The 20,988-nt window shown below is 66.4% G+C and carries 21 protein-coding genes; 17 read left to right on the top strand and 4 right to left on the bottom strand.

The features are described from left to right. Positions 1 to 141 precede the first annotated feature (141 nt). A complete protein-coding gene (locus VHN57_RS11130) occupies positions 142 to 801 on the bottom strand; it encodes a prolyl hydroxylase family protein (protein WP_278987958.1) in 660 nt (219 codons plus the stop codon). A 184-nt stretch (positions 802 to 985) separates the two neighbouring features. Here VHN57_RS11130 and VHN57_RS11125 point away from each other — a divergent pair, with 184 nt between their 5' ends. From VHN57_RS11125 to VHN57_RS11060, 14 genes are all read left to right on the top strand, one after another. Continuing rightward, positions 986 to 1,846, top strand: coding sequence for a type II secretion system protein N (locus VHN57_RS11125; RefSeq protein ID WP_099233627.1), 861 nt, complete (start codon positions 986 to 988; stop codon positions 1,844 to 1,846). Beyond that, positions 1,843 to 4,089, top strand: a complete 2,247-nt coding sequence (gene gspD / locus VHN57_RS11120) for a type II secretion system secretin GspD (RefSeq protein WP_278987955.1) — start codon at positions 1,843 to 1,845, stop codon at positions 4,087 to 4,089. Before VHN57_RS11125 ends, gspD begins: the two co-directional genes overlap by 4 nt. Before the next feature lie 23 nt (positions 4,090 to 4,112). Beyond that, on the top strand, positions 4,113 to 5,627 hold the full coding sequence (gene gspE, locus VHN57_RS11115; protein WP_010336568.1) for a type II secretion system ATPase GspE: 1,515 nt from the start codon (positions 4,113 to 4,115) through the stop codon (positions 5,625 to 5,627). After that, a complete protein-coding gene (gene gspF / locus VHN57_RS11110; RefSeq protein WP_278988425.1) occupies positions 5,620 to 6,837 on the top strand; it encodes a type II secretion system inner membrane protein GspF in 1,218 nt (405 codons plus the stop codon). Before gspE ends, gspF begins: the two co-directional genes overlap by 8 nt. Before the next feature lie 11 nt (positions 6,838 to 6,848). Then, positions 6,849 to 7,367 carry a type II secretion system major pseudopilin GspG gene (gene gspG, locus VHN57_RS11105; RefSeq protein ID WP_278988423.1) on the top strand — a complete coding sequence of 173 codons (519 nt, stop codon included), beginning with the start codon at positions 6,849 to 6,851 and terminating at the stop codon, positions 7,365 to 7,367. 13 nt (positions 7,368 to 7,380) lie between these two features. After that, positions 7,381 to 7,896, top strand: a complete 516-nt coding sequence (locus VHN57_RS11100) for a GspH/FimT family pseudopilin (protein ID WP_423283844.1) — start codon at positions 7,381 to 7,383, stop codon at positions 7,894 to 7,896. Positions 7,897 to 8,083: 187 nt separating this feature from the next. Continuing rightward, positions 8,084 to 8,410, top strand: coding sequence for a type II secretion system minor pseudopilin GspI (gene gspI, locus VHN57_RS11095; RefSeq protein ID WP_037520367.1), 327 nt, complete (start codon positions 8,084 to 8,086; stop codon positions 8,408 to 8,410). After that, a complete protein-coding gene (gspJ, locus tag VHN57_RS11090; RefSeq protein ID WP_423283841.1) occupies positions 8,410 to 9,096 on the top strand; it encodes a type II secretion system minor pseudopilin GspJ in 687 nt (228 codons plus the stop codon). Before gspI ends, gspJ begins: the two co-directional genes overlap by 1 nt. Continuing rightward, a complete protein-coding gene (gene gspK, locus VHN57_RS11085; protein WP_278987727.1) occupies positions 9,083 to 10,078 on the top strand; it encodes a type II secretion system minor pseudopilin GspK in 996 nt (331 codons plus the stop codon). Before gspJ ends, gspK begins: the two co-directional genes overlap by 14 nt. Then, positions 10,075 to 11,193, top strand: a complete 1,119-nt coding sequence (gene gspL, locus VHN57_RS11080) for a type II secretion system protein GspL (protein ID WP_278987725.1) — start codon at positions 10,075 to 10,077, stop codon at positions 11,191 to 11,193. The genes gspK and gspL overlap by 4 nt, the downstream gene beginning before the upstream one ends. After that, the gene (locus VHN57_RS11075; RefSeq protein WP_278987723.1) at positions 11,190 to 11,678 is read left to right on the top strand and encodes a type II secretion system protein M; all 489 of its coding nucleotides are present in this window, start codon (positions 11,190 to 11,192) and stop codon (positions 11,676 to 11,678) included. The genes gspL and VHN57_RS11075 overlap by 4 nt, the downstream gene beginning before the upstream one ends. Next, positions 11,675 to 12,397 (top strand): type II secretion system protein N, encoded by a 723-nt coding sequence (gene gspN / locus VHN57_RS11070; protein WP_278987721.1) that lies wholly within the window; start codon positions 11,675 to 11,677, stop codon positions 12,395 to 12,397. Before VHN57_RS11075 ends, gspN begins: the two co-directional genes overlap by 4 nt. After that, positions 12,394 to 13,140: a prepilin peptidase gene (locus VHN57_RS11065; protein WP_278987719.1), complete on the top strand. Its 747-nt coding sequence runs from the start codon at positions 12,394 to 12,396 to the stop codon at positions 13,138 to 13,140. Before gspN ends, VHN57_RS11065 begins: the two co-directional genes overlap by 4 nt. 128 nt (positions 13,141 to 13,268) lie before the next feature. Next, positions 13,269 to 14,147, top strand: a complete 879-nt coding sequence (locus VHN57_RS11060; RefSeq protein WP_278987717.1) for an IS1595 family transposase — start codon at positions 13,269 to 13,271, stop codon at positions 14,145 to 14,147. 63 nt (positions 14,148 to 14,210) lie between these two features. On the opposite strand, the gene VHN57_RS11055 is transcribed toward VHN57_RS11060, so the two are convergent. Both VHN57_RS11055 and VHN57_RS11050 read right to left on the bottom strand, forming a co-directional pair. Then, positions 14,211 to 14,768, bottom strand: coding sequence for a hypothetical protein (locus VHN57_RS11055; RefSeq protein ID WP_423283838.1), 558 nt, complete (start codon positions 14,766 to 14,768; stop codon positions 14,211 to 14,213). Between the two features lie 235 nt (positions 14,769 to 15,003). Then, positions 15,004 to 15,726 carry an arylesterase gene (locus VHN57_RS11050; RefSeq protein WP_423283836.1) on the bottom strand — a complete coding sequence of 241 codons (723 nt, stop codon included), beginning with the start codon at positions 15,724 to 15,726 and terminating at the stop codon, positions 15,004 to 15,006. Here VHN57_RS11050 and VHN57_RS11045 point away from each other — a divergent pair. Together VHN57_RS11045 and VHN57_RS11040 are read left to right on the top strand one after the other, a co-directional pair. Next, positions 15,725 to 16,414, top strand: a complete 690-nt coding sequence (locus VHN57_RS11045; RefSeq protein WP_037512998.1) for an ABC transporter ATP-binding protein — start codon at positions 15,725 to 15,727, stop codon at positions 16,412 to 16,414. The two genes, VHN57_RS11050 and VHN57_RS11045, sit on opposite strands and share 2 nt — an antisense overlap. After that, the gene (locus VHN57_RS11040; RefSeq protein WP_423283834.1) at positions 16,411 to 18,927 is read left to right on the top strand and encodes an ABC transporter permease; all 2,517 of its coding nucleotides are present in this window, start codon (positions 16,411 to 16,413) and stop codon (positions 18,925 to 18,927) included. Before VHN57_RS11045 ends, VHN57_RS11040 begins: the two co-directional genes overlap by 4 nt. A 16-nt stretch (positions 18,928 to 18,943) precedes the next feature. Here VHN57_RS11040 and VHN57_RS11035 read toward each other — a convergent pair whose 3' ends face one another. Further along, the gene (locus VHN57_RS11035; protein WP_423283832.1) at positions 18,944 to 19,993 is read right to left on the bottom strand and encodes a SphA family protein; all 1,050 of its coding nucleotides are present in this window, start codon (positions 19,991 to 19,993) and stop codon (positions 18,944 to 18,946) included. Between the two features lie 301 nt (positions 19,994 to 20,294). Between VHN57_RS11035 and VHN57_RS11030 the strand changes: the two genes are divergently transcribed. Next, positions 20,295 to 20,945, top strand: a complete 651-nt coding sequence (locus VHN57_RS11030; RefSeq protein ID WP_004207433.1) for a response regulator — start codon at positions 20,295 to 20,297, stop codon at positions 20,943 to 20,945. Positions 20,946 to 20,988: the final 43 nt, after the last annotated feature.

Below are 20,988 nucleotides of genomic sequence, written 5' to 3'. Positions count from 1 at the left end.
CGGGAGAAGGGCCCCGCCCTGCGCGCCAGGCGCGGGGCGGTGTCATGGTTGCCTTGCAGGGCGGACGTTGCGAACGCCCACCCCGCTGGCGGAAAATCACCCAGCGCGGCTGAAATATGTGCGCCGCCTGGCGCATCGCCTTCAGCCCCAGGGGCGTTCGCGATACCATTTGGTGATGACATGCTTGACGCCGCTGCGGACCTTCATGCCGTGGTGGATGCTGGCGGGGTTGAAGCGATCCGGGGTGATGCGGTTGTTCCAGGCGAGCAGCTTGCCGGTTTCGGGCTGCACCGTCTTGCCGATCTTCGTGAAGCGGGTGGCGCCGCCGGCGGCCGGTTCGTTGAGATAGACCATCAAGGTCCAGGTGCGGTTACCCGCGACCGCGCAGAATTTGTCATAGTCCGCGCCCTTGGGTTCGAAATAATCGGTATGCGCCTTGAATTCCTGGCCGACGCCGTAGCGCTGGCCCTGGATCGGCTCGCCATATTGGGTGGCGATGCCGGCAAAACTGTCGAGGCGCGCGTTGATGGCGGCGACGAACGGGTCGCCATGGTCTAGGTCGCAGGTCTCGCTGGTGCGGAAATAGCCATCGCCATTGGCATCGGCGATGGTCGAGGGGCGACGGTCCGCATCGATCCGCGCGATCACCTGCGCGCATTCGTCAAGACTCAGGAAATTACGCTGGATGAAGAGGGTGAGATCCTTGCTGGGCACCCGCTGGACTCGTGCATGGCTGGCGATCCAGGCCGGATCGGCGTCGGGTGCGGCGGGCGGTGACAGGATCGGGTCGGACAAGGTCATGGGCATTTCCGCGAATGACGGCGCTACAGGCCGGTTTCCGTGGCCCTAGCTATCGTTGACCCTGCGAAATGCAAGCATCGTCGCGGCCCCATTGCTACCTGTCATATTATGGTAACATAAACGTCATCTGGCAGTAAGAAGAGTTGCCTAGCAGGCGGGCGAACCAAGGGGGACATTTCGGCTCATGCGTGTGCCGTTCGGCGACAAGTTGCAAGGGTGGCGGCGCTATGCGCGGCCGGTCGACTGGCTGGGGCTGGTCGAGAAGCTGTTGCTGGCCGTGCTGGCATTGCAGCTCGCCCGGCTGGTATGGGTATTGCTGACGCCGGTCGGCGCCTTTGGCCCTTGGGAAGGGCGCCAGGCGCAGGTGCTTTCCGCCAGTGCGCGGCAGGCGCTGTTCGCCAGCTTCGATCCCTTTTTCCGCACCGGCGCGCCGCAGGCGGGCAATGGCGTCGTCACCTCGCTGGCGCTGACGCTCTATGGCGTGCGGCTGAACGAGGGGACGGGGCAGGGATCGGCGATCCTGGCGACGCCCGACGGCATCCAGAACAGCTATGCCGTGGGGGACGAGATCATGCCGGGCGTGGTGCTGAAGGCAGTGTTCTTCGATCATGTGACCATCGATCGCGGCGGGGCGGAGGAGCAGGTGTTCCTCGACCAGTCGCAGCCGGCGTCGGCGGCCGGCGGACCGGCTGGTGGGCCGGGCGGCGCGCCCGAGGGGGATATGGCGCCGGGCGAGGGCGCGCCCTCGCCGGTGCCGGGCCGCGATGCGCCGAGCGCCGATGCGGTGAAGCGCGACATCGGCTTTTCCCCGCGCACCCAGAATGGCCGGGTGACCGGGCTGGTGCTGAGCCCCAAGGGGCCGGGCTTTCAAAATGCCGGTTTCCAGGCCGGCGACATCGTGACCCAGATCAACGGCCAGCCGATCGGATCGGCCGGTGACCTGGCATCATTGCAGAACCAGATCGTGCCCGGCGCACGCCTGTCCCTGACCGTGGAGCGCGGCGCCGTCACCGTGCCGATCAACCTGATATTGCAAGGCCAATGACCAGACATATCCTCAAATATTCCGCCGCCCTCGCGCTGGTCCTGGCTGCCCCGGTCCCCGGACATGCGCAGCAGACGCTGAATGTGCGCGATGCCGATATCCGCGCCTTCATCCAGGATGCCGCGCGCGTCACCGGTCGCACCTTCATCATCGACAACCGGGTGCAGGGCAAGGTGTCGGTGGTGACCGACCGGCCGCTGTCCAAGTCGGAATATTTCGAGATCGTGCTGTCGACGCTGCGCGCCAATGGCCTGGTCGCGGTGCCGGCGCCCGGTGGCGCCTATCGCATCCAGCCCGCGGACGGCGCGGCCGGCCAGCCGAGCGCGGTGGGCCGGGCGGCGACCCGCAACAGCTTCGTCACCGAAGTCTTCCGCCTGCGCTCGGTCGACGCGGCAAGCGTGCTGGAAACGCTGCGCCCGCTGATCAGCAAGGAAGGCACGGTCACCGCCAATCGCGCCGGCAACAGCATCGTCGTCGCCGACTATGCCGACAATGTCGCGCGCATCCGCCAGGTGATTGCGCGGGTCGACCGCGACACCAGCTCGACCCAGATGGTGATGCTGAAAAATGCCGGCGCGCGCGAGATCGCGACATCGCTGCAGGCGCTGGTGCAAAGTGGCGGCGGCGAGAATGGCGCGCCGGCGGCCGCCAGCGTGGTGCCGATCGACAGCAGCAATGCGATTGCGATCCGCGGCGATGTGAACACCGTCACGCGCCTCGCCAATATGGCGCGCGAGCTGGACCGTCAGGCGGCGAGCGGCACGGAAATCCGCGTCTACTGGCTGGAACATGCCGATGCGGAGAAGCTGTTGCCGGTGTTGCAGCAGTTGATCGGCCAGTCGAGCAGTTCGCCCGTTACCTCGTCGGTGCCGGCGGCGGGCGCCAGCGGCGGCGCTGGCGGCGGTGCAGCCCCGGCCAGCGCTGCGGCAGCGCCGGTCGCAGCCGGCTCCAGCGGATCGAGCGGCAGCGGCATTTCGACCCGCGGCCCGGCGATCGTCACCCGCTATGAAGGCGCCAATGCGATCATCGTTGCCGCCAACAGTGACGTGCAGCGCATGCTGGGCGAGACCATCCGCCAGATCGACACCCGCCGCGAGCAGGTGCTGGTGGAGGCGATCATCGTCGAGATCAGCGATGCGGCGGCCAAGAAGCTGGGCGTGCAGTTCCTGCTCGGCAGCACATCGACCGGCTTTGCCGCGACCAATTACAGCAATGCGTCGCCCAGCCTGATCACTATCGCCGGTGCCTATGGCGCGACCAAGCTGGGCACCACCAAGACGACGGTGGTGGCGGCCGACGGCACGACCACGACGACCGAGACGCAGACCAACAGCGATCTTGCCAGCAGCCTGACCCAGGCGGCGGTCGACAGCCTGGCCAGCGCGACCGGCATCGTCGGCGGCCTGGGCACCCAGATCGGCAAGAACGGCATTTTCGGCGCGATCATCAATGCGGTGAAGTCGGATACCGAGAGCAACCTGTTGTCGACGCCGTCGGTGATGACGCTGGACAATCAGAAGGCGTCGATCCTGGTCGGCCAGCAGGTGCCGGTGACCACCGGCGAGGCGCTGAGCCAGAATTTCGACAACCAGTTCCGCACCGTCCAGCGCCAGGATGTCGGCATCAAGCTGGAGGTGAAGCCGCAGATCAACACCGGCGGCGCGATCAAGCTGTTCCTGAAGCAGGAAGTGTCGAGCGTGGCCGGCCCGGTCAGCAATTCGAGCAGCGACCTGATCATCAACAAGCGCGAGATCGAGACCACGGTCACGGTCGACGATGGCGAAATCCTGGCGCTGGGCGGCCTGCTGGACGATAATGAGCGCAAGACGATCGAGCGCATCCCGCTGCTGTCCGACATTCCGGGCATTGGCGAGCTGTTCAAGTCGCGCAGCAAGAGCCGGACCAAGACCAATCTGATGGTCTTCATCCGCCCGACCATCCTGCGCACCAAGGAAGATGCGCAGCGCCTGACCCAGCAGCGCTATGGCTATGTGCGCGGCATGCAGTTGCAGCGCAGCCCCGACAGCGAGCCGACCATCGACGAGCTGGTGCGCGACTATATGGGTGCGCAGCCGCCGATCGCGCCACAGCCCGGCGATATGACGGTCGAGCCGCAGGCCGGTGCCGCCGCGCCGGCGACATCGCCGGCACCGGGACAGGTCCAGGTCATCGAACCCACGGTGCGGCAGTCGAGCGGCGTCGTCCGCCCGGTCGACCTGCCGCCAAGCGGAGAGCAGAAGTGAGCGAACAGGAGCATGTGACGGTAATGCCGTCGGTTCTTCCGCCACGGCCCGTCGACATTCCCTATGGCTTTGCCCGCAAGCATGGCGTGGTGATGTTGCCGCAGGATGGCGAGCGACTGTCGATCGCGGTGCGCGAGGGCAGCGATCCGCGCGTGTTGCTGGAGGTGCGCCGTCATCTCGCCCGCAGCTTTGATGTGCGCTTTGTCGAGGCGCCGCAGTTCGACCGGCATCTGTCCGATCATTATGCGATGGAGGGCAGCGCCGCCGCCATGGCCGGGTCGATCGACGTCGGCGCGGACGAGCTGGACATATTGGCTGCCGACATTCCCACTGCCGACGATCTGCTCGACAGCGCGGACGACGCGCCGGCGATCCGCCTGATCAACGGCATCATTGCCGAGGCCGCGCGCCAGGGCGTGTCGGACATTCATATCGAACCCTATGAGACGGGCCTGATCGTGCGGATGCGCGTCGACGGCGTGCTGCGCGAGACGCTGCGCATGCCGCCGCATGTCGCGCCGGTGGTGGTCAGCCGCATCAAGGTGATGGCGCGGCTCGACATTGCCGAACGGCGCGTGCCGCAGGATGGCCGCATCGGCCTGACGCTGGGTGGCAAGCTGCTCGACGTGCGCGTATCGACCCTGCCGAGCCGGGCGGGCGAGCGGGTGGTGCTGCGTATCCTGGACAAGGAAAATGCGGGCATCACGCTCGACCTGCTGGGCATGACCGGTGCGCCCGACCGCATCTTCCGCGAGGGGCTGAGCGAGCCCAATGGCATCATCCTTGTCACCGGGCCGACCGGTTCGGGCAAGACGACCACGCTCTATGCTGGCCTGCGCAACCTGAACGATGGCAGCCGCAATATCCTGACGGTCGAAGACCCGGTCGAATATGCGATGGAGGGCGTGGGCCAGACCCAGGTCAATGCCAAGGTCGGGCTGACCTTTGCCGCCGGCTTGCGCGCGATTTTGCGGCAGGATCCGGACGTGGTGATGGTGGGCGAAATCCGTGACCGCGAGACCGCCGAGATCGCGGTGCAGGCGTCGCTGACCGGGCATCTGGTGCTGTCGACCGTCCATACCAATGACGCGGTCGGCGCGATCACCCGCATGCGCGACATGCGGGTCGAACCCTTCCTGCTCGCCTCGACGCTGCGCGCCGTCGTCGCCCAGCGGCTGGTGCGGCGGCTGTGCCAGCATTGCCGCGAGCCGGTGCAGGCCGACAAGTCGGCAAGCGCGCTGCTGGGCTTTGATCCCGGCACGATCATCTACCGGGCGCGTGGCTGCGACGAATGCAATGGCACCGGCTACAAGGGGCGGATCGGCGTGTTCGAGGCGATCCGCGTCGACGACACGATCCGCCGCCTGATCAACGATGGCGGCGACGAGTCGCTGATCGCCCGTCATGCCTTCCTCAATGCGCCGAACCTGGGGTCGGCCGCGCGCGCGCTGGTGCGCGACGGCCAGACCACGGCCGAGGAAGCGATCCGCGTGTCGCGCCGCGATGCGACCGAGGTGGAAACCATTGCCGATGGCTGATTTCGACTATGTCGCGATCGACCCGGCGGGCAAGGAACGCAAGGGCAGCGTCAAGGCGGACAGCCTGGACGAGGCGCGGGTAAAGCTGGATGCGCGCAAGCTGTTCGTCGTCCGGCTGGAGCCGGGCGCGGTGTCGGTCGCGCGCAAGCGGGCCGGCCTGTCGCTGCGCGCGCCCAAGCTGTCGGCCAAGGAACTGACGCTCTTCACCCGGCAGTTGTCGACCCTGATCCAGGTGAGCCCGTTGGAGGAATCGCTGCGCACGATCAGCCGACAGAGCGAGCAGGATCATGTCCGCGCGATCGTGGGCAAGGTCCATTCCGGCGTGCTGGAGGGACGGCGGCTGGCCGATGCGTTGGGCGCGGAGCCGAAAAGCTTTCCCGCCCTCTATCGCGCGATGATCTCGGCCGGCGAAAGCTCGGGCAGCCTGCCCACCATCATGGAGCGTCTGTCCGAACTGATGGAGCGGCAGGCGGTGATGCGCTCCAAGGTGCTGACCGCGATCGCCTATCCTTCGGTGCTGGCGACCTTCGCCGTGTTCGTGGTCGCGGCGCTGATGATCTTCGTGGTGCCCAAGGTGGTCGAACAGTTCGACACGGTGGGCCAGCAATTGCCGCTGCTGACCCGGATGGTGATGGGCATTTCCGCCTTCCTGGCGGGCTACTGGTGGTTGTTGCTGATCCTGATTGGGCTTGGCGCCTTCGGCTTCTGGCGCGCGCTCAAGATCGACAGCTTCCGCTATCGCTTCGACGCGATGCTGCTGGGCTTGCCGGTGCTGGGCCGGCTGATCCGCGACCTGCACGCCGCGCGGATGGCGCGCACGCTCTCGACCATGGTGGCGAGCCGGCTGCCGCTGATGGAGGGCCTGTCGCTGACCGCCAACACGGTGCATAATCGGGTGCTGCGCAAGGCGTCGGACGAGATTGTCGAGGCGATCCGGGGCGGTGGCAGCCTGTCGGCGGCGTTGAAGCGGGCAGGGGTGTTTCCCCCGCTGCTGGTCTATCTGGCGGCGAGCGGCGAGAGTGCCGGGCGGCTCGACACGATGCTGGAGCGCGCGGCCGATTATCTGGAGCGCGAGTTCGACGCCTTCACCTCGGCCGCGCTCGCCATGCTGGAGCCGATCATCATCATCATGATGGGCGGCATCGTCGCCGTCATCATCCTGTCCATCCTGCTGCCGATCCTGCAGCTGCAAAGCCTGACCGGGGCTTGAAGGAGTAGAATATGCTGAAGTTGAACAAGATCCGGGCCGCGCTGATCGAACGGGAGGCGCAGCTTGCCGCCCGCCGTTCCGCCGAACACGGCTTCACGTCTGCGAGGCGTTCCGCCGAACACGGCTTCACGCTGGTCGAGTTGATGGTCGTGATCGTCATCATCGGCCTGCTGGCGACGATCGTGGCGATCAACGTCATCCCCGCGACCGATACCGCCCGTGTCGAAAAGGCCAAGGCCGATATTTCGACCATCGAGCAGGCGCTGGAGCAATATCGCCTCGACAACCTGACCTATCCCGCCGCGTCGGACGGGCTGCAGGCGCTGCTCAATCCGCCCGCGTCGCTGGCGCAGCCGCAGCGCTACCGCCGGGGCGGCTATATCAAGAAGCTGCCGCAGGATCCGTGGGGTCGCGCCTATATCTACACCGTGCCGGGCAAGAAGGGCGCGTTCGACATCAGCTCGCTGGGCGCCGATGGCCAGCCGGGCGGCGAGAATGAGAATGCGGACATCTATTCCAGCGAAATGTGATGCCGCACGCGGAGTGGGGCGAGGTGCCTCGCTCCGCTCGGCAGGGGGCTTCGACAGGCTCAGCCCGAACGGTGGTGAGGCATCGGCTCCGCCACGCAACGGCTTTACCCTCATAGAACTGATGGTCGTGCTGACGATCATCGGCTTCATTTCGGCTGCCGTGGTGATCGCCATTCCCGATCCGCGCGGCCGGATCGTTGACGATGCCGACCGCTTTGCCGCGCGCGTTGCCGCCGCGCGCGACGAAGCGGTCGTTACCGCGCGCCCGATGGGCGTGTGGGTCTCGGCCTCGGGCTACGGCTTCCAGCGCCGTGAGGGCAGCCAATGGGTGCCGATGGAGGAAAAGCCCTTCGTCAGCGCCAACTGGAAGACCGGTACGCGGGCGCTGGTGGGCCAGGACGGCCGCCAGCAGATCGCCTTCGATGGCACCGGCCTGCCCACCGATCCGCTGACCATCACCCTGGCGCGCGAGGCGGAGCGGGTGCAGGTCAGCGTCGACATGGCCGGAAAGGTCGCGGTCGGTGGCTGATCGGCGGTCCTTTTCTTCCGTCATCCTGACGAAAGTCAGGATCCATTCGGCGCTGCGCTTTGAAGCCTTCCGCCCAACAGGGCTTCACGCCCGGCGATGGAGTGCTGAATGGATCCCGGATCAAGTCCGGGATGACGGCAGTGAGAGGGGGAGGCGTTCCGCCGAACACGGCTTCACGCTGCTCGAAATGCTGGTTGCGCTGGCGGTGTTCAGCCTGGCGGCTTTGGCGCTGGTGCGGTTGCAGGGGGTGACGCTGCGCACCGCCGCCGATCTCGACAGCAAGGCGTTGGGCCAGATCGTCGCCCGCAACCTGATGGTCGAGGTGCAGAGCGATGTGGCCCCGCCCTCGGTTGGCGAGGAGGATGGCGAGGTCGAGAATGGCGGTCGCCGCTGGCACTGGACCCGCACCGTCAAGGCGACCGAGGACAAGCGCCTGTTGCAGGTCGATCTGGTGGTCGATGGCCAGCCGGGCGCCTCGCCTGTGGTGCTCAGCTTCCTGCGGGAGGTGGAGTGATGAGGCCGGAGAAGCCACAGGGTGAACAAGGCTTCACGTCTTTGAGGCGTTCCGCCGAACACGGCTTCACGCTGATCGAGCTGCTCGTCGCGCTGATGATTTTTGCGATGCTGGCGGCGGCGGGCGTGCTGCTGCTGGGCAACAGCGTGTCGGCGCAGGCGCAGGTCAAGGCGCGGCTGGATGACATGGCGGCGATCCAGCGGGCCGCGGGCGCGTTGTCGGCCGATCTTGGCCAGGCGGTGCCGCGCATCAGCCGCACCGAGGCGGGGACGCTGGCGCCAGCCTTCTGGGCGCATCGCGACGGCGAGGAACAGCCGGTGATGCAGTTCGTGCGCGGCGGATGGGATAATCTGGGCGACCTGCCCCGGCCGTCCTTGCAGAAGGTGGAATATTGGGTGCGGCAGGGCCGGCTGGAACGGCGCGGCTATGCCCAGATCGACGGCGCGGCGGGCGACGAGCCGGCGGCGCTGCTCGACCATGTCGAGGAGGTGACGCTGCGCTTCCGCGACGTAGAGGGCAAGTGGCGCGAGGACTGGACGCCGGGCCAGCCCGACCTGATGCCGCGCGCGGTGGAGATGGTGGTCAAGCGCACCGGCGAGCCGCCGGTCACGCTGCGCTTCCTGGTGGCGCCCGGTCCCAAGGAAGCGCCGCTTGACGATCAGGAGGCGTCCAATGCGGCGGCCTGATCCCAACCGGCCCGAAGAGTGCGGCGCCGCGCTGCTGACCGTATTGCTGCTGGTCGCGGTGATGGCGGTGGTGGCGGCCACGGCGCTGGAGCGGGTGGCGCTGGCGACGCGGATGACCGGCAATGGCGGCGCGGTCGATCAGGGGCGGGCCTTTGCCGATGCCGGCATGGTGATCGCGCGCCTCAAGATCGGCGATCTGGTCGCGGCCAGCCCCGGCAAGACGACGCTTGCGGGCAACTGGATGGGCACGCCACAGGCGATCCCGGTGCCCGGCGGCATGGCGACGGCGCGCGTGACCGACGGCAGCAACTGCTTCAACCTCAACAGCGTGGTCGCCGGCAATAATGAGAACAGCCTGAAGGTGCGGCCGGTGGCGGTTTCACAGTTTCAGGCGCTGTTGCAGGCGCTGGGCGTCGATGTGCGCCAGGCGCAGGTCGCCGCCGCCTCGCTCGCCGACTGGATCGACACCGACAGCGTGCCCCAGCCGGGCGGCGCCGAGGACGAGACCTATGCCCGCGCGGCGCGGCCCTATCGCACCGCCAACCGCTTCATGGTCGACGCCAGCGAGCTGCGGGCGGTGAACGGCATCACGCCGGCGGTCTATGATCTGGTCCGGCCGTGGGTCTGCGCGCTGCCGGTATCGGACATGTCGCCGATCAATATCAACACCTTGCTGCCCGATCAGGCGCCCTTGTTCGCGATGCTGCTGCCGGGGCAGCTGAGCGTGGTGCAGGCACGGCAATTGCTGGCGCAACGGCCGGCGGAAGGCTACGGCAGCATACCGCAATTCTGGCAGGCACCCTCTCTGGTCGGGCTCAGCCCGCTCACCGAGGTGGCCGAGCAGGTCAAGTTGACGACGGGATTTTTCAGAGTGGACGTGTCGGTGAATGTAGGGGGAACGCAAGTGGTGGAGCGCGGGCTGATTGATGCCCGGCAACCGCCGATCCGGCTGGTGCGGCGCGATTGGGGGGCGGGCGCATGAGTTCGGCCGATGCCCTGATCATTGCGCTGCCTGAGGGGGCGGAGGACGCGCCGACATGGATGCGGGTGGTGGATGGTGCGATCGTCCAGCGTGGGGCCGGTGCCAACTGGCTGGCCGCCTGTGGCCTTGCCACGCTGCCCGACAAGGCGCGGGTGATGCTGGTGCCGCCGGCCGCGCTGGTCGCGCTGCACTGGGTGTCCCACCCCGACCTGCCCGCGCGGCAGGGGCGGGCGGCGGCGCGGCTCGGCGTGCTGGCCGGCGGCATCCTGCCGTCCGACCAGTTGTTCGCCGCCGCCGACGAGAATGACGATCCCGCCCGCCCGCATATCGTGGCGGTCGCGGCGCGCAGCGACATGCAGCATTGGCTGCTCTGGGCGCAGCATCATGGGCTGGACCCGGACATCATCGTGCCGGCGGCGCTGCTGTTGCCGGCAAATGAGGTTGGTTTCATATCCGGAATGATTGGCGGGGCGCAGGTGCTGCGCGGCGCGGACATGGCGCTGACCGGCGACATGGCGCTGCCCGAACTGATCGGCGACGCGCCGGTGCGGGATGTTGCGGCGGACGAGATCGAAGCGCGGCTAGTTGCGGCGCTCGACGCGCCGCCGATCGACCTGCGCCAGGGCGATTTCGCCAAGCGGGTGCGGCGGCAGATCGATACGCGGGCGCTGGGCCGGATCGCGATCTGGTGCGGCCTGATCCTGCTGGCCAGCCTGCTCATCAGCCTGGTGACCCTGGTGCGGCAGAATGTCGCCGCCAGCCAGGTCGATGGCGAGAGCCTGGCGCTGGCGCGGCAGGTGTTGCCGGAGGCGAGTGACGTGATGCAGGTCGAAGCGGAGATGGACCGGCAACTCGCCGCGCGCGGGGCCGGCGCCTATGCCTTCACCGCGCCGGTCGCCGGCCTGATGAGCGCGATGCAGGATGCGCCGGGCGTGTCGCTGACGTCGCTGTCGCGCGATCCCGACGGCATGCTGCGCGCGACGCTGGCCGCCGCCAAGGCGGATGACATCAACATCGTGCTGCTGGCGCTGCAGGCGGCCGGTTACACGATCACGGCGACCCCATCCCAGGATCCGGGCGGGCGCACGCTGGCAGATATTACGGTGCGGTCATGATGGACAGGATGAAAGCCTATTGGATCGAGCGGTCGCCGCGCGAGCAATGGATGCTGGGCGTGATGTTCGCGCTGCTGGCGGTGGTGATATTGTGGCTGGGCGTGGCCCGGCCGCTGACCCATGCGCAGGTTTCCGCCCGCGATGCCCTGCGCGAGGCGACCGATCGCAATGCGGCGATCCGCGCCAAGGTGAAACTGCTGAAACATCTGCCGCGCAGGCCCGCGCCGACCGGCCCGGCCATCCCGATCGAGCAGTTTGTCGGCCAGAGCGCGGGCGAGGCGGGGCTGACGCTGGAACGGGCGCAGCCGCAGGGCAATGATCGGATGGAAATCGCCATCGCCTCGGTCCGACCGGTGGCGATGATGAGCTGGATCGCGGGGCTGGAGGCGCAGGGACTTCGCATCGAGACGATGAGTGCGCGGCCCTCGCCGACGGCGGGCAGCGTGTCCGTGCAGGCGGTGCTGGTGCGCGGAGGTGGCCAATGAAGGGGCTGATCCTGTCGCGCCGGATGCGCATCATCCTGATCGCGCTGTTCATATTCGGCCTGATCCTCTTCATTCCGATGCGCGTCGCATTGGGGCTGGCGCAGCTTGACCGGCTGGGTCTGGCCGCGCGCGAGATACGCGGCAGCGTGTGGAGCGGGCGGATCGACCAGCTGATGCTGGGCGAGATGCCGATGGGGTCTGTGCGCGCCGGCCTGTCGCCGCTATCGCTGCTGGTCGGCCGGGCGCGGTTCGACATTGTCCGGCATCGCGGCCAGCCCGACGATATCCAAGGCGCGCTGACTGTCGGGCTCGACCGGATCGGCATCGATGACGTGACCGGTTCGGTGCCGCTCGGCCGCACCTTCGCACCACTGCCGGTCAGCGGGCTGATGATGGAGGATGTCAGCGGCTATTATCGCGGCGATGTCTGCGGCCATGCCGAAGGCCGGGTGCGGGCGCGGATGGCGACGCAGATTGCCGGGCTGAACCTGTCGCAGGGGCTGTCGGGCACGGTCGCCTGCGATGGTGACGCGCTGCTGCTGCCGCTGGTCAGCCAGTCGGGCATGGAGAAGATCAATCTGCGTATCTGGCGGTCGGGCCGCTATACTGCGGAAATGCGGGTGGAAACCGCCGACCCGGCGTTGGCCGGGACACTGGGCCAAGCGGGCTTCGCCACGGTCGGCAACGCCTATGTGCTGAAGGTCGAAGGGACGTTGTGATCGATCCCTGGGCGGCCCTGGTCGGCGCGGTCGCGGGTGCGATCGCGGGCAGTTTCCTTGCCACCCTGATCCTGCGCTGGCCGCAGGGGCGGGGCGTGATGCGCGGCCGGTCGGCCTGCGACGGTTGTGGCCGGCTACTGGGGCCGATCGACCTGGTGCCGATGCTGAGCGCGCTGGTGCAGCGTGGGCGATGCCGGACCTGCGGCGCGGCGATCGATCCGCTCCATGGTCGGGTGGAGGCGGGCTGCGCCATCATCGGCGCGCTGGCGCTGGGCTTCGTGCCGGATCTGGGCGGGATCGGCTGGGCGCTGCTCGGCTGGATGCTGCTGACCCTGGCGCTGCTGGACTGGCGCCATTTCTGGCTGCCCGATGCGCTGACCCTGCCGCTGGCCTTCTTCGGCTTTACCCTGGGGCTGTGGACCACCGACGTCGCGCTGGTCGACCGGGTGATCGGCGCGGCGGCGGGCTATCTGGGGCTGATGGCGATCGCGCTTGGCTATCGCGCGCTGCGCGGGCGCGAGGGGCTGGGGCTGGGCGACGCCAAGCTGCTCGGCGCGATCGGCGCCTGGCTGGGCTGGCAGGCGCTGCCCTTCATCCTGCTGATCGCCGCGTCGCTGGGGCTGGCGGGGGCGCTGGTCGCGCTGGCGCTGGGCCGGGCGGTGCAGGGGCAGAGCCGGGTGCCACTGGGGACCTTGCTGGCGATCGCGACGCTGCCGGGTTGGATCGTGCGAGGGTTGATCTAGCGGGGCCGTGAGGGCAAATTTGGGTGGGCAGGAAACGACCAAGAGCAGCCCTAACCTTCATCGTCACCCTGAACTTGTTTGGCATTTATCCCCTTGAAACATGTAAGGGGATGGGGCATACAATATGTATGAAAACGAAATCGCCCACGCTGCGCCAGTTTCAGGACCGCTTTCCGACTGAGGATAGTTGCTTGGACCACCTGTTTCAGGTTCGCTACGGCACGGATTTCGACTGCCCTAGCTGCGGTCGCTCGGCTAAGTTCTCGCGCGTAAATGGTCGTCGCTCCTATCAGTGCCAGTGGTGTGCGTATCAGGTCTATCCGACCGCTGGCACCCCTTTCGATCGCACCCGCACGCCGCTGCGCGACTGGTTCTTTGTCATGTTCCAGTTCTGCGCGTCGCGGAACGGCGTGGCGGCTAAGGAGGTCGAGCGCCAGCTAGGCGTGACCTACAAGACGGCATGGCGCATGTGCCACATGATCCGCGAATATATGGGTTCGATGGATAGCGATGACCCCTTGGGCGGTGTTGGCGAAACTGTTGAGATTGACGAAACGCTGATCGGCGGTTCCGTCTCTGGTATGGGTTCGGGCTATAAGGGCAACAAGACCACGGTCGTCGGCATGATGGAGCGCGGCGGGGAATTGATTACCCGCGTTGTTCCTGCCCGTAACAAGGCCGCTATGCACAGCCTCATCAACGCCCATGTCCTGCCCGGCACGACCGTCAATACGGACGAATTCGGCGGCTACAAGGATTTGAGCCTGAACGGCTATCGCCACATGACCGTCAGCCACAAGGCGAAGGAATATGCGACACCGTGCGGCAAGGGCGTAAATTCGGTAGAAGGCTTCTGGGCGCAGCTAAAGCGCGGGATTAACGGCACCCACATTCACGTCAGCGGGAAGCATCTCCCGAAGTATCTGGGGGAGTTTGAATATCGCTACAACATGCGTCAGGCGCCTCACCTGATGCTTGATCGGATGATGGTTTCTTTCCCGCGCTGACAGGGGGCTGGCCGTTGGCCATGCGCCTTAAGAGGCGGTCGAAGCGGTCATTTAGATTTCCGGTCATGTTCGTTCGCCTACTTCAAATTTTCCGATGTTGTTTTCACTCTCCTTTTCGAGAGAGTTGAATTCACCCACGATTTTAGACGCTCTTGTCCGGTTTCCCGCCCTCAGAAACGGGGCGATTTGCTGATAAACCATAGCGCATTTATAAACGGTAGTAGGTTTGTTGGTGCCCTTAGCGCAGTCAAATGCCGCTATACCGTGCTGTTCAAGCTGGCGTTCAATAGCGGCTGCTTGAGATAGCAGCATCATTGTGCGGTCATTTGAACCAGTGCCGTTTTGCAAAACTTCGGCCTGAAAGCGATCTATGTCGCCTAAAAGTTCCGCGTATCTCGCCCGGTCCAAACGATCGAATACCACATCTAGCCATGCGCCCAAACATAGCCCGCATGTCGCAAAAACCAGCCAATAGAAGCCGCTCTCGCCGAATATACTTTGCGCCCACGTTACCACCGCCGTGGGGTCTTTCCATATTCGCTCGCTGATGCCATCGAACGCGAGTGGCAACAAAAACACAGCGGCAACGCCGCTTGTTGCAGCCCTGAATGTAGAGCGCATTCCCATACCCCCCCCATCACGCCGATTCCCCTTCGGCGCGACGGTGAGATACTAGATTTGCCCCTACATGTCCAAAGGGGATAAATGCCAACTTGTTTCAGGGTCCATTTCTCTCATTCGAGCTATGGCCTGTTGGGCCTGATGGATGCTGAAACAAGTTCAGCATGACGGTGATGAGATGGCCGCACACCACCCATCCCCGCCATTTTGACGGGCGCCGATTTTCTCCCGCCGCCTAGTCCCCCAACTGCCTGGCCACCAATGGTGCGACCTTGGCGGTGATGCGCTGGACGCCTTGCGGGTTGGGGTGGATGCCGTCGGGCAGCAGCAGGCTTCGCTCACCAATCACGCCGTCGAGGAAGAAGGGGTAGAGCGGCACGCCATGCTTCTTTGCCAGGTCGGGGTAGATGGGGTTGAAGGCGGCGGCATAGTCCGGCCCCATGTTGGGCGAGGCCATCATGCCGGTCAGCATCGCCGGAATGCCGCGCTTGGCAAGTTCGGTCAGGATGGCGTCGATATTGGTTCGGGTCGCCTGCGGGCTGAGGCCGCGCAGCATGTCGTTGCCACCCAGGCCCACGAGGACCAGGTCTGGCTTGCGCGGCAGGCCGTCGAGACCGAAGGCGAGGCGGGCGAGGCCGTCCGCGCTGGTGTCGCCCGACACGCCGGCATTGACGACATGGGCCTTGACCCCCTGTTTTGACAGGGCTTGTTCAAGGATGGGTGCAAAGCCCTGATCCTGCTGAAGATTATAGCCGGCATAGAGGCTGTCGCCGAAGACAACGACCAGCTTGCCATCGGCGATTGGCTGTGTCGCCTTCGCTGTCATGTTCGCGGCGCCATTGTCGGCGGGGGCAAGCGCCTGCTCCTTCGTTGGAGAACAGGCGGCGAGCAGTTGGACAAGCAGCAGCGAGAACCCATATAGCCGGAAACCGTTCGCCAAGGAGCCTTCCTTCTTCATGCATGCGACCATCGATGCCCCCCATATCGCGATCCAGGCGCGCAATGTCACCCTCTCGCTCGGCAACACGCAGATATTGAAGGGCATCGACCTGGATATTCGCCGGGGCGAGAGCCTGGCGATATTGGGCGCCTCGGGATCGGGCAAGTCATCGCTGATGGCGATCCTGTCGGGGCTGGAACAGGCGAGCGGCGGCACGGTCAGCGTGGCAGGCGTCAATTATCGCTCGCTGGACGAAGATGGGCTGGCGCGGGCGCGACGCGGGCGGATCGGCATCATCCTGCAATCCTTTCACCTGTTGCCGACGATGACGGCGCTGGAAAATGTCGCCGTGCCGCTGGAACTGGCGGGGCTGGCCGATCCGTTCGAGCGGGCGGCGCAGGAATTGAAGGCGGTGGGTCTGGGCCATCGCCTGTCCCATTATCCCGCCCAGCTGTCGGGCGGCGAGCAGCAACGCGTGGCGATCGCACGGGCCATGGCGCCCGATCCGGCGATATTGTTCGCCGACGAACCCACCGGCAATCTGGACCAGGCGACCGGCACGGCGATCATCGACCTGCTGTTCGCCCGGCAACAGGCGAGCGGCGCGACCCTGCTGATCATCACCCATGATCCGGCGTTGGCGGCGCGGTGCGACCGAACTGTCGAGATGCGCGACGGCCAGTTGAGCGGCGAGGTCGCCGCGTGACGACATTGGGGTGGGGGGCAAGCTGGCGGATCGCGCGGCGCGACCTGCATGCCGGGTTCCGCGGCTTGCGGCTGCTGTTCGTCTGCCTGTTCCTGGGCGTGATGACGCTGGCGGCGATCGGCAGCCTGACCAGCGCGATCACCGGCGAGATTTCGGCGCGGGGACAGATGATCCTGGGCGGCGATGTCGAGATCGCCATGACCCAGCGGGTGATGGACGCGCGCGACCGGCAGGCGATCGCGCGGCTGGGCCGGATGAGCGAGACGGTGCGGCTGCGCGCGATGGTCCACAAGAGCGGCGGGCGCGAGGCGGCGCCGCTGCTGACCGAGCTGAAAGGCGTGGACGATGCCTATCCGCTCTATGGCACGCTGGCGCTGCAGCGTGGCCGCTATGCGCCGCTGACCGCCGACCACATCCTGATCAGCCCGGCCCTGGCGGAGCGGATGGCGATCGGCGTCGGTGACGCGCTGCGCTATGGCACGGCCGATTTCACCGTGGCCGCCATCATCGCCGACGAGCCGGACCGGGTGGGCGAAGGCTTTACTCTGGGGCCGGTGGCGATCGTGTCGATGGACGGGCTGGACCGCACCGGGCTGATCCAGCCGGGCAGCCTCTACCGCGCCAAATATCGGCTGCGCCTGCCCGCCGGAGCGGATGCGCAGGCACTGCGCGAGCGGCTGGAGAAGCGCTATGTCGAGCAGGGCTGGGAATTTAAGGACCGCGAGCGGGCAGCGCCGGGCACCAACCGTTTCATCGAGAATATGGGCCAGTTCCTGTCGCTGATCGGCCTGGCTGCACTGGCGATCGCCGGGATAGGCGTCAGCAATGGCGTCGCGTCCTATCTGGCGATCAAGCGCGGTGCGCTGGCGACCTTCAAGGTTCTGGGGGCGACATCGACCGATATCCAGCGCATCTACCTGCTCCAGATCGGGGTGGTTGCAGGGTTGGCCATATTGGCCGGGCTGGTGGCGGGCGCGCTGTCGCCGCCCCTGCTGGTCTGGGCGGCGGGCGACATGCTGCCGGTGTCGCCGGGCTTCCATCTCTATCCGTTGCCTCTGGTGACGAGCGCCGCCTATGGCCTGCTGATCGCGCTGATCTTCACCCTGCCGCCGCTCGCCCGTGCGCGGACCGAGCCGGTGGCGGCGATCCTGCGCACCCTGGTCGACGGGCGGCGACGGATCGACCGGCGCACGCTGGCGCTGGTCGGCGGGGCGATCGCGCTGCTGGTCGCCGTCGTACTGCTGACGGCGCGCACGCCGATGTTCGCCGCGGCCATGCTGGGCGCGATCATAGCGACCCTGTTGCTGCTGCTGGCGATGGGGCAGGGGATACGATGGCTGGCGCGGCGCATGCCCCATGCGCGGCGGCCGCTGCTGCGGCTGGCGCTCGCCAACCTCCATCGGCCCGGCGCGCAGACGGCGGCGTTGACGGTGGCACTGGGGCTGGCACTGACCCTGTTCGTCACGCTGGCGGCGATCCAGACCAGCATCCAGGCGGAGATCGGCCGGACCGTGCCGAAACAGGCGCCAAACCTGTTCATACTCGACATGCCGGCCGGGGCGGAGGCGCAGTTTCGTGCGCTGATGGCCAGGCGCGTGCCGGCGGCGAAGCTGAATGTCGTGCCGATCCTGCGCGGCACGGTGACCGGCTATTCGGGCAAGCGCGTCGCCGACCTGAAGGAAAAGCCGGAAGGGGCGTGGATCCTGCGCGGCGAGCGCGGCGTCACCTATAGCGCCGCCCTGCCCGAGGGGAGCGAGATCGTGGAGGGACGCTGGTGGTCGCGCGATTATGTCGGGCCGCCGCTGGTGTCGCTGGACGCCGACCAGGCCAGGGCGCTGGACATCTGGGTCGGCGATCGCATCACCGTGTCGATCCTTGGCCGCGAGATCGAGGCGCGGGTCGCGTCGCTGCGCAAGATCAACTGGGACACGATGGGCTTCAACTATGTGATGGTCTTTTCGCCCAGCACGCTGGCGTCGGCGCCGCACAGCCTGACCGCGACGATCAGCCTGCCGGACAAATGGCAGGAGCAGGCGGTGACGAGCGCGCTGCTGGCGAGCTTCCCCGGCGCGTCGGTGATCGAGGTGGGGCAGGTGATCAGCCAGGTGTCGGGCCTGCTGGACCAGATGTCCGGCGCGATCCTGGCGGCGGCATCGGTGACGGTGCTGGCGGGTGTCGCGGTGCTGATCGGCGCGATCGCGGCCGGGCGGCAGAGCCGCAGCTATGACAGCGTGGTGCTGAAGCTGCTGGGCGCCACGCGCGGCCAGATATTGGGGGCGCAGGCGCTGGAATATGGCGTGCTGGCCGGATTGCTGGCGCTGGTCGCGCTGCTGCTGGGCGGGGCGGCCGCCTGGTATGTTGTGGTGCAGCTCTTCAGCTTTGGCTGGGCGCCCGACTGGGGCGTGGTGCTGACGACGCTGGCGGGCGGAGCGGTGCTGACGCTGGGGATTGGCCTCGCCGGATCGATCCCGCTGATGTCGGTGCGGCCCGCAAGGGCGCTGCGGCAGCTATAGAGGGGATGCCCCGGCGCTATTGCGGGGGCATCTTCATGTAGAGCGGCAGGGTGAGGCTGAGGAAGAAGGCCTCGCCCTTCAGGCGGTTGGTGGCGTCGAGTTCCTTGAAGGCGCGCAGGCGGAAGGTCGCGGGCGAGCGGCCCATCACGACGTTGAGCGCGGCCGTGCCGCCGACGCCGACCACCTCACCCCGGAAGGCACCGAGCAGGGCGCCACTGCTCTTGTCATCGCTGATCTGCTTGAGCCAATAGCCCTGGGCGCCGATGGAGAATTTCTTCGACAGCGCCTTTTCCACCGATCCTTCGAGGTGGAACTCGTTGCCGCTGTCATATTCCGTATAGTCATTCTTGCCGTTGAAGGTGACGCCGGCCTTGCCGGTCAGATCCCAGCCACTCTCATCATCATGCAGGCTGAGCGCCAGCGATGTGTCGACCGCCCAGCGATGCAGCGCCAGATTGGCCAGTTGGTCCTCGCGATAATGGCCGACCGGGATGTTGACCATGCTACTGGCCTGGATGTGGAGCTTGCCTGCCTTCCAGCCGAGCATGGTGTTGAACACCGGATCGCCGACGACGAGCGCTGAATCATGGACGTTGAGGCTGCGCAGATTGCCGAACGGGCCGGTGACGACGGCATTGGCATCGATCATCGGCGCGCCGACCGGCACGGTCACGCCCATGGACAGGGTGCCGCCCAGGATGTTGGTGGAGGGCACGACCAGCGTCGTCAGGAAGTCGGCGACGATCGTTGCATCGAGGCCGGCGACGACATTGCCGCCGACGACGAATTCCTTGCTTGCGCTCGCACTGCCATTGTAGATGTAGATGGTGTCGTCGAAATAGACACCCTCCAGCGGGGGCATCACGGCGGTCGCGGGGCCGCCGGTGCCGGGAACATAGAGGCTGGCGGCGCCCTCGACGGCCTGGGCCGGGGTGCTGATCGCACCCGCCAGCGGCAGGATAGCGCCCAACAGGCAGGTCTTCACATTGCGCATCATCTGTCCCCATTTTCCCTGAAGGCCATGAAGCCCGGTGCCATCATCCATCGGCGCGGCGGGTGGGGCCATCGGGATAATCCCCGATCCAGTTGGGGGACGCTCGCATCGCAGAAAACCCTGTGATCGATGCTAAGATCAGGAAAATGCACGATAACCATGCTTTCCTCTCGCCAAGCAAAGCGGGACATGGCAGATTTTCCGCTGCCAGGCCCCGTGCTTGCCACGACGGAAAGGCGGATATTGGCGGCTTTGCGCGCTGTCGGGGCAATATCGGCCGATGCGGGGGAAAACCCCCATTGTTTCAGGCGGGCGGGCCGCAAAGATAGGCAGGCTCATCATGGGCGCCATCGGGAGTGGACAGGGGTAAGGGATGAGCAAGCCATTGACGCGGATATTGATTGCCGACGATCATCAGGCCTTGCGCCAGGGGGTTCGGACTTTCCTCGAAACCCAGGATCGCTGGCAGATCGTCGCCGAGGCATCGGACGGGCATGACGCGCTGAAGGCGGCGCGCGATACCCAGCCGGACATCGCGATCCTGGATTATTCGCTGCCGCTGATGAACGGGCTGGAACTGACCCGCGCGCTCAAGCAGGAATTCCCGCGGATCGAAATATTGATCTACACCATGCATGATCGGGAGGATCTGCTGGTCGAGGTGCTGCGTGCGGGCGCGCGCGGCTATGTGCTCAAGTCGGACAGCGGGCAGCATCTGCAGTCGGCGGTCGAGGCGCTTTCGCTGCGCAAGCCCTATTTCTCGGCAGCGATCTCCGAAACCCTGCTCGACCATTATGTGAAGAGCAGCGTGGCCGGCAGCAATGTCGCGACGCTAACCCCGCGCGAGCGTGAGATCGTCCAGTTGATCGCGGAAGGGAAGATCAACAAGCAGATCGCCCATCTGCTCGATATCAGCGTGAAGACGGTCGAGACCCATCGTGCGGCGGCGATGCACAAGCTGAAGCTGGGGACGACGGCGGAACTGGTGCGCTATGCGGTGCGCAACAATATCGTCGAACCCTGATCCGTCGCTGATCCGCACGCGGGCCTGATCTCGCCCCGTCGAT

The sequence above is a fragment of the Sphingobium salicis subsp. salicis genome (assembly GCF_049472635.1).
GTDB lineage: Bacteria > Pseudomonadota > Alphaproteobacteria > Sphingomonadales > Sphingomonadaceae > Sphingobium > Sphingobium yanoikuyae_A.
This window is presented reverse-complemented; position numbering and strand designations above follow the sequence as displayed.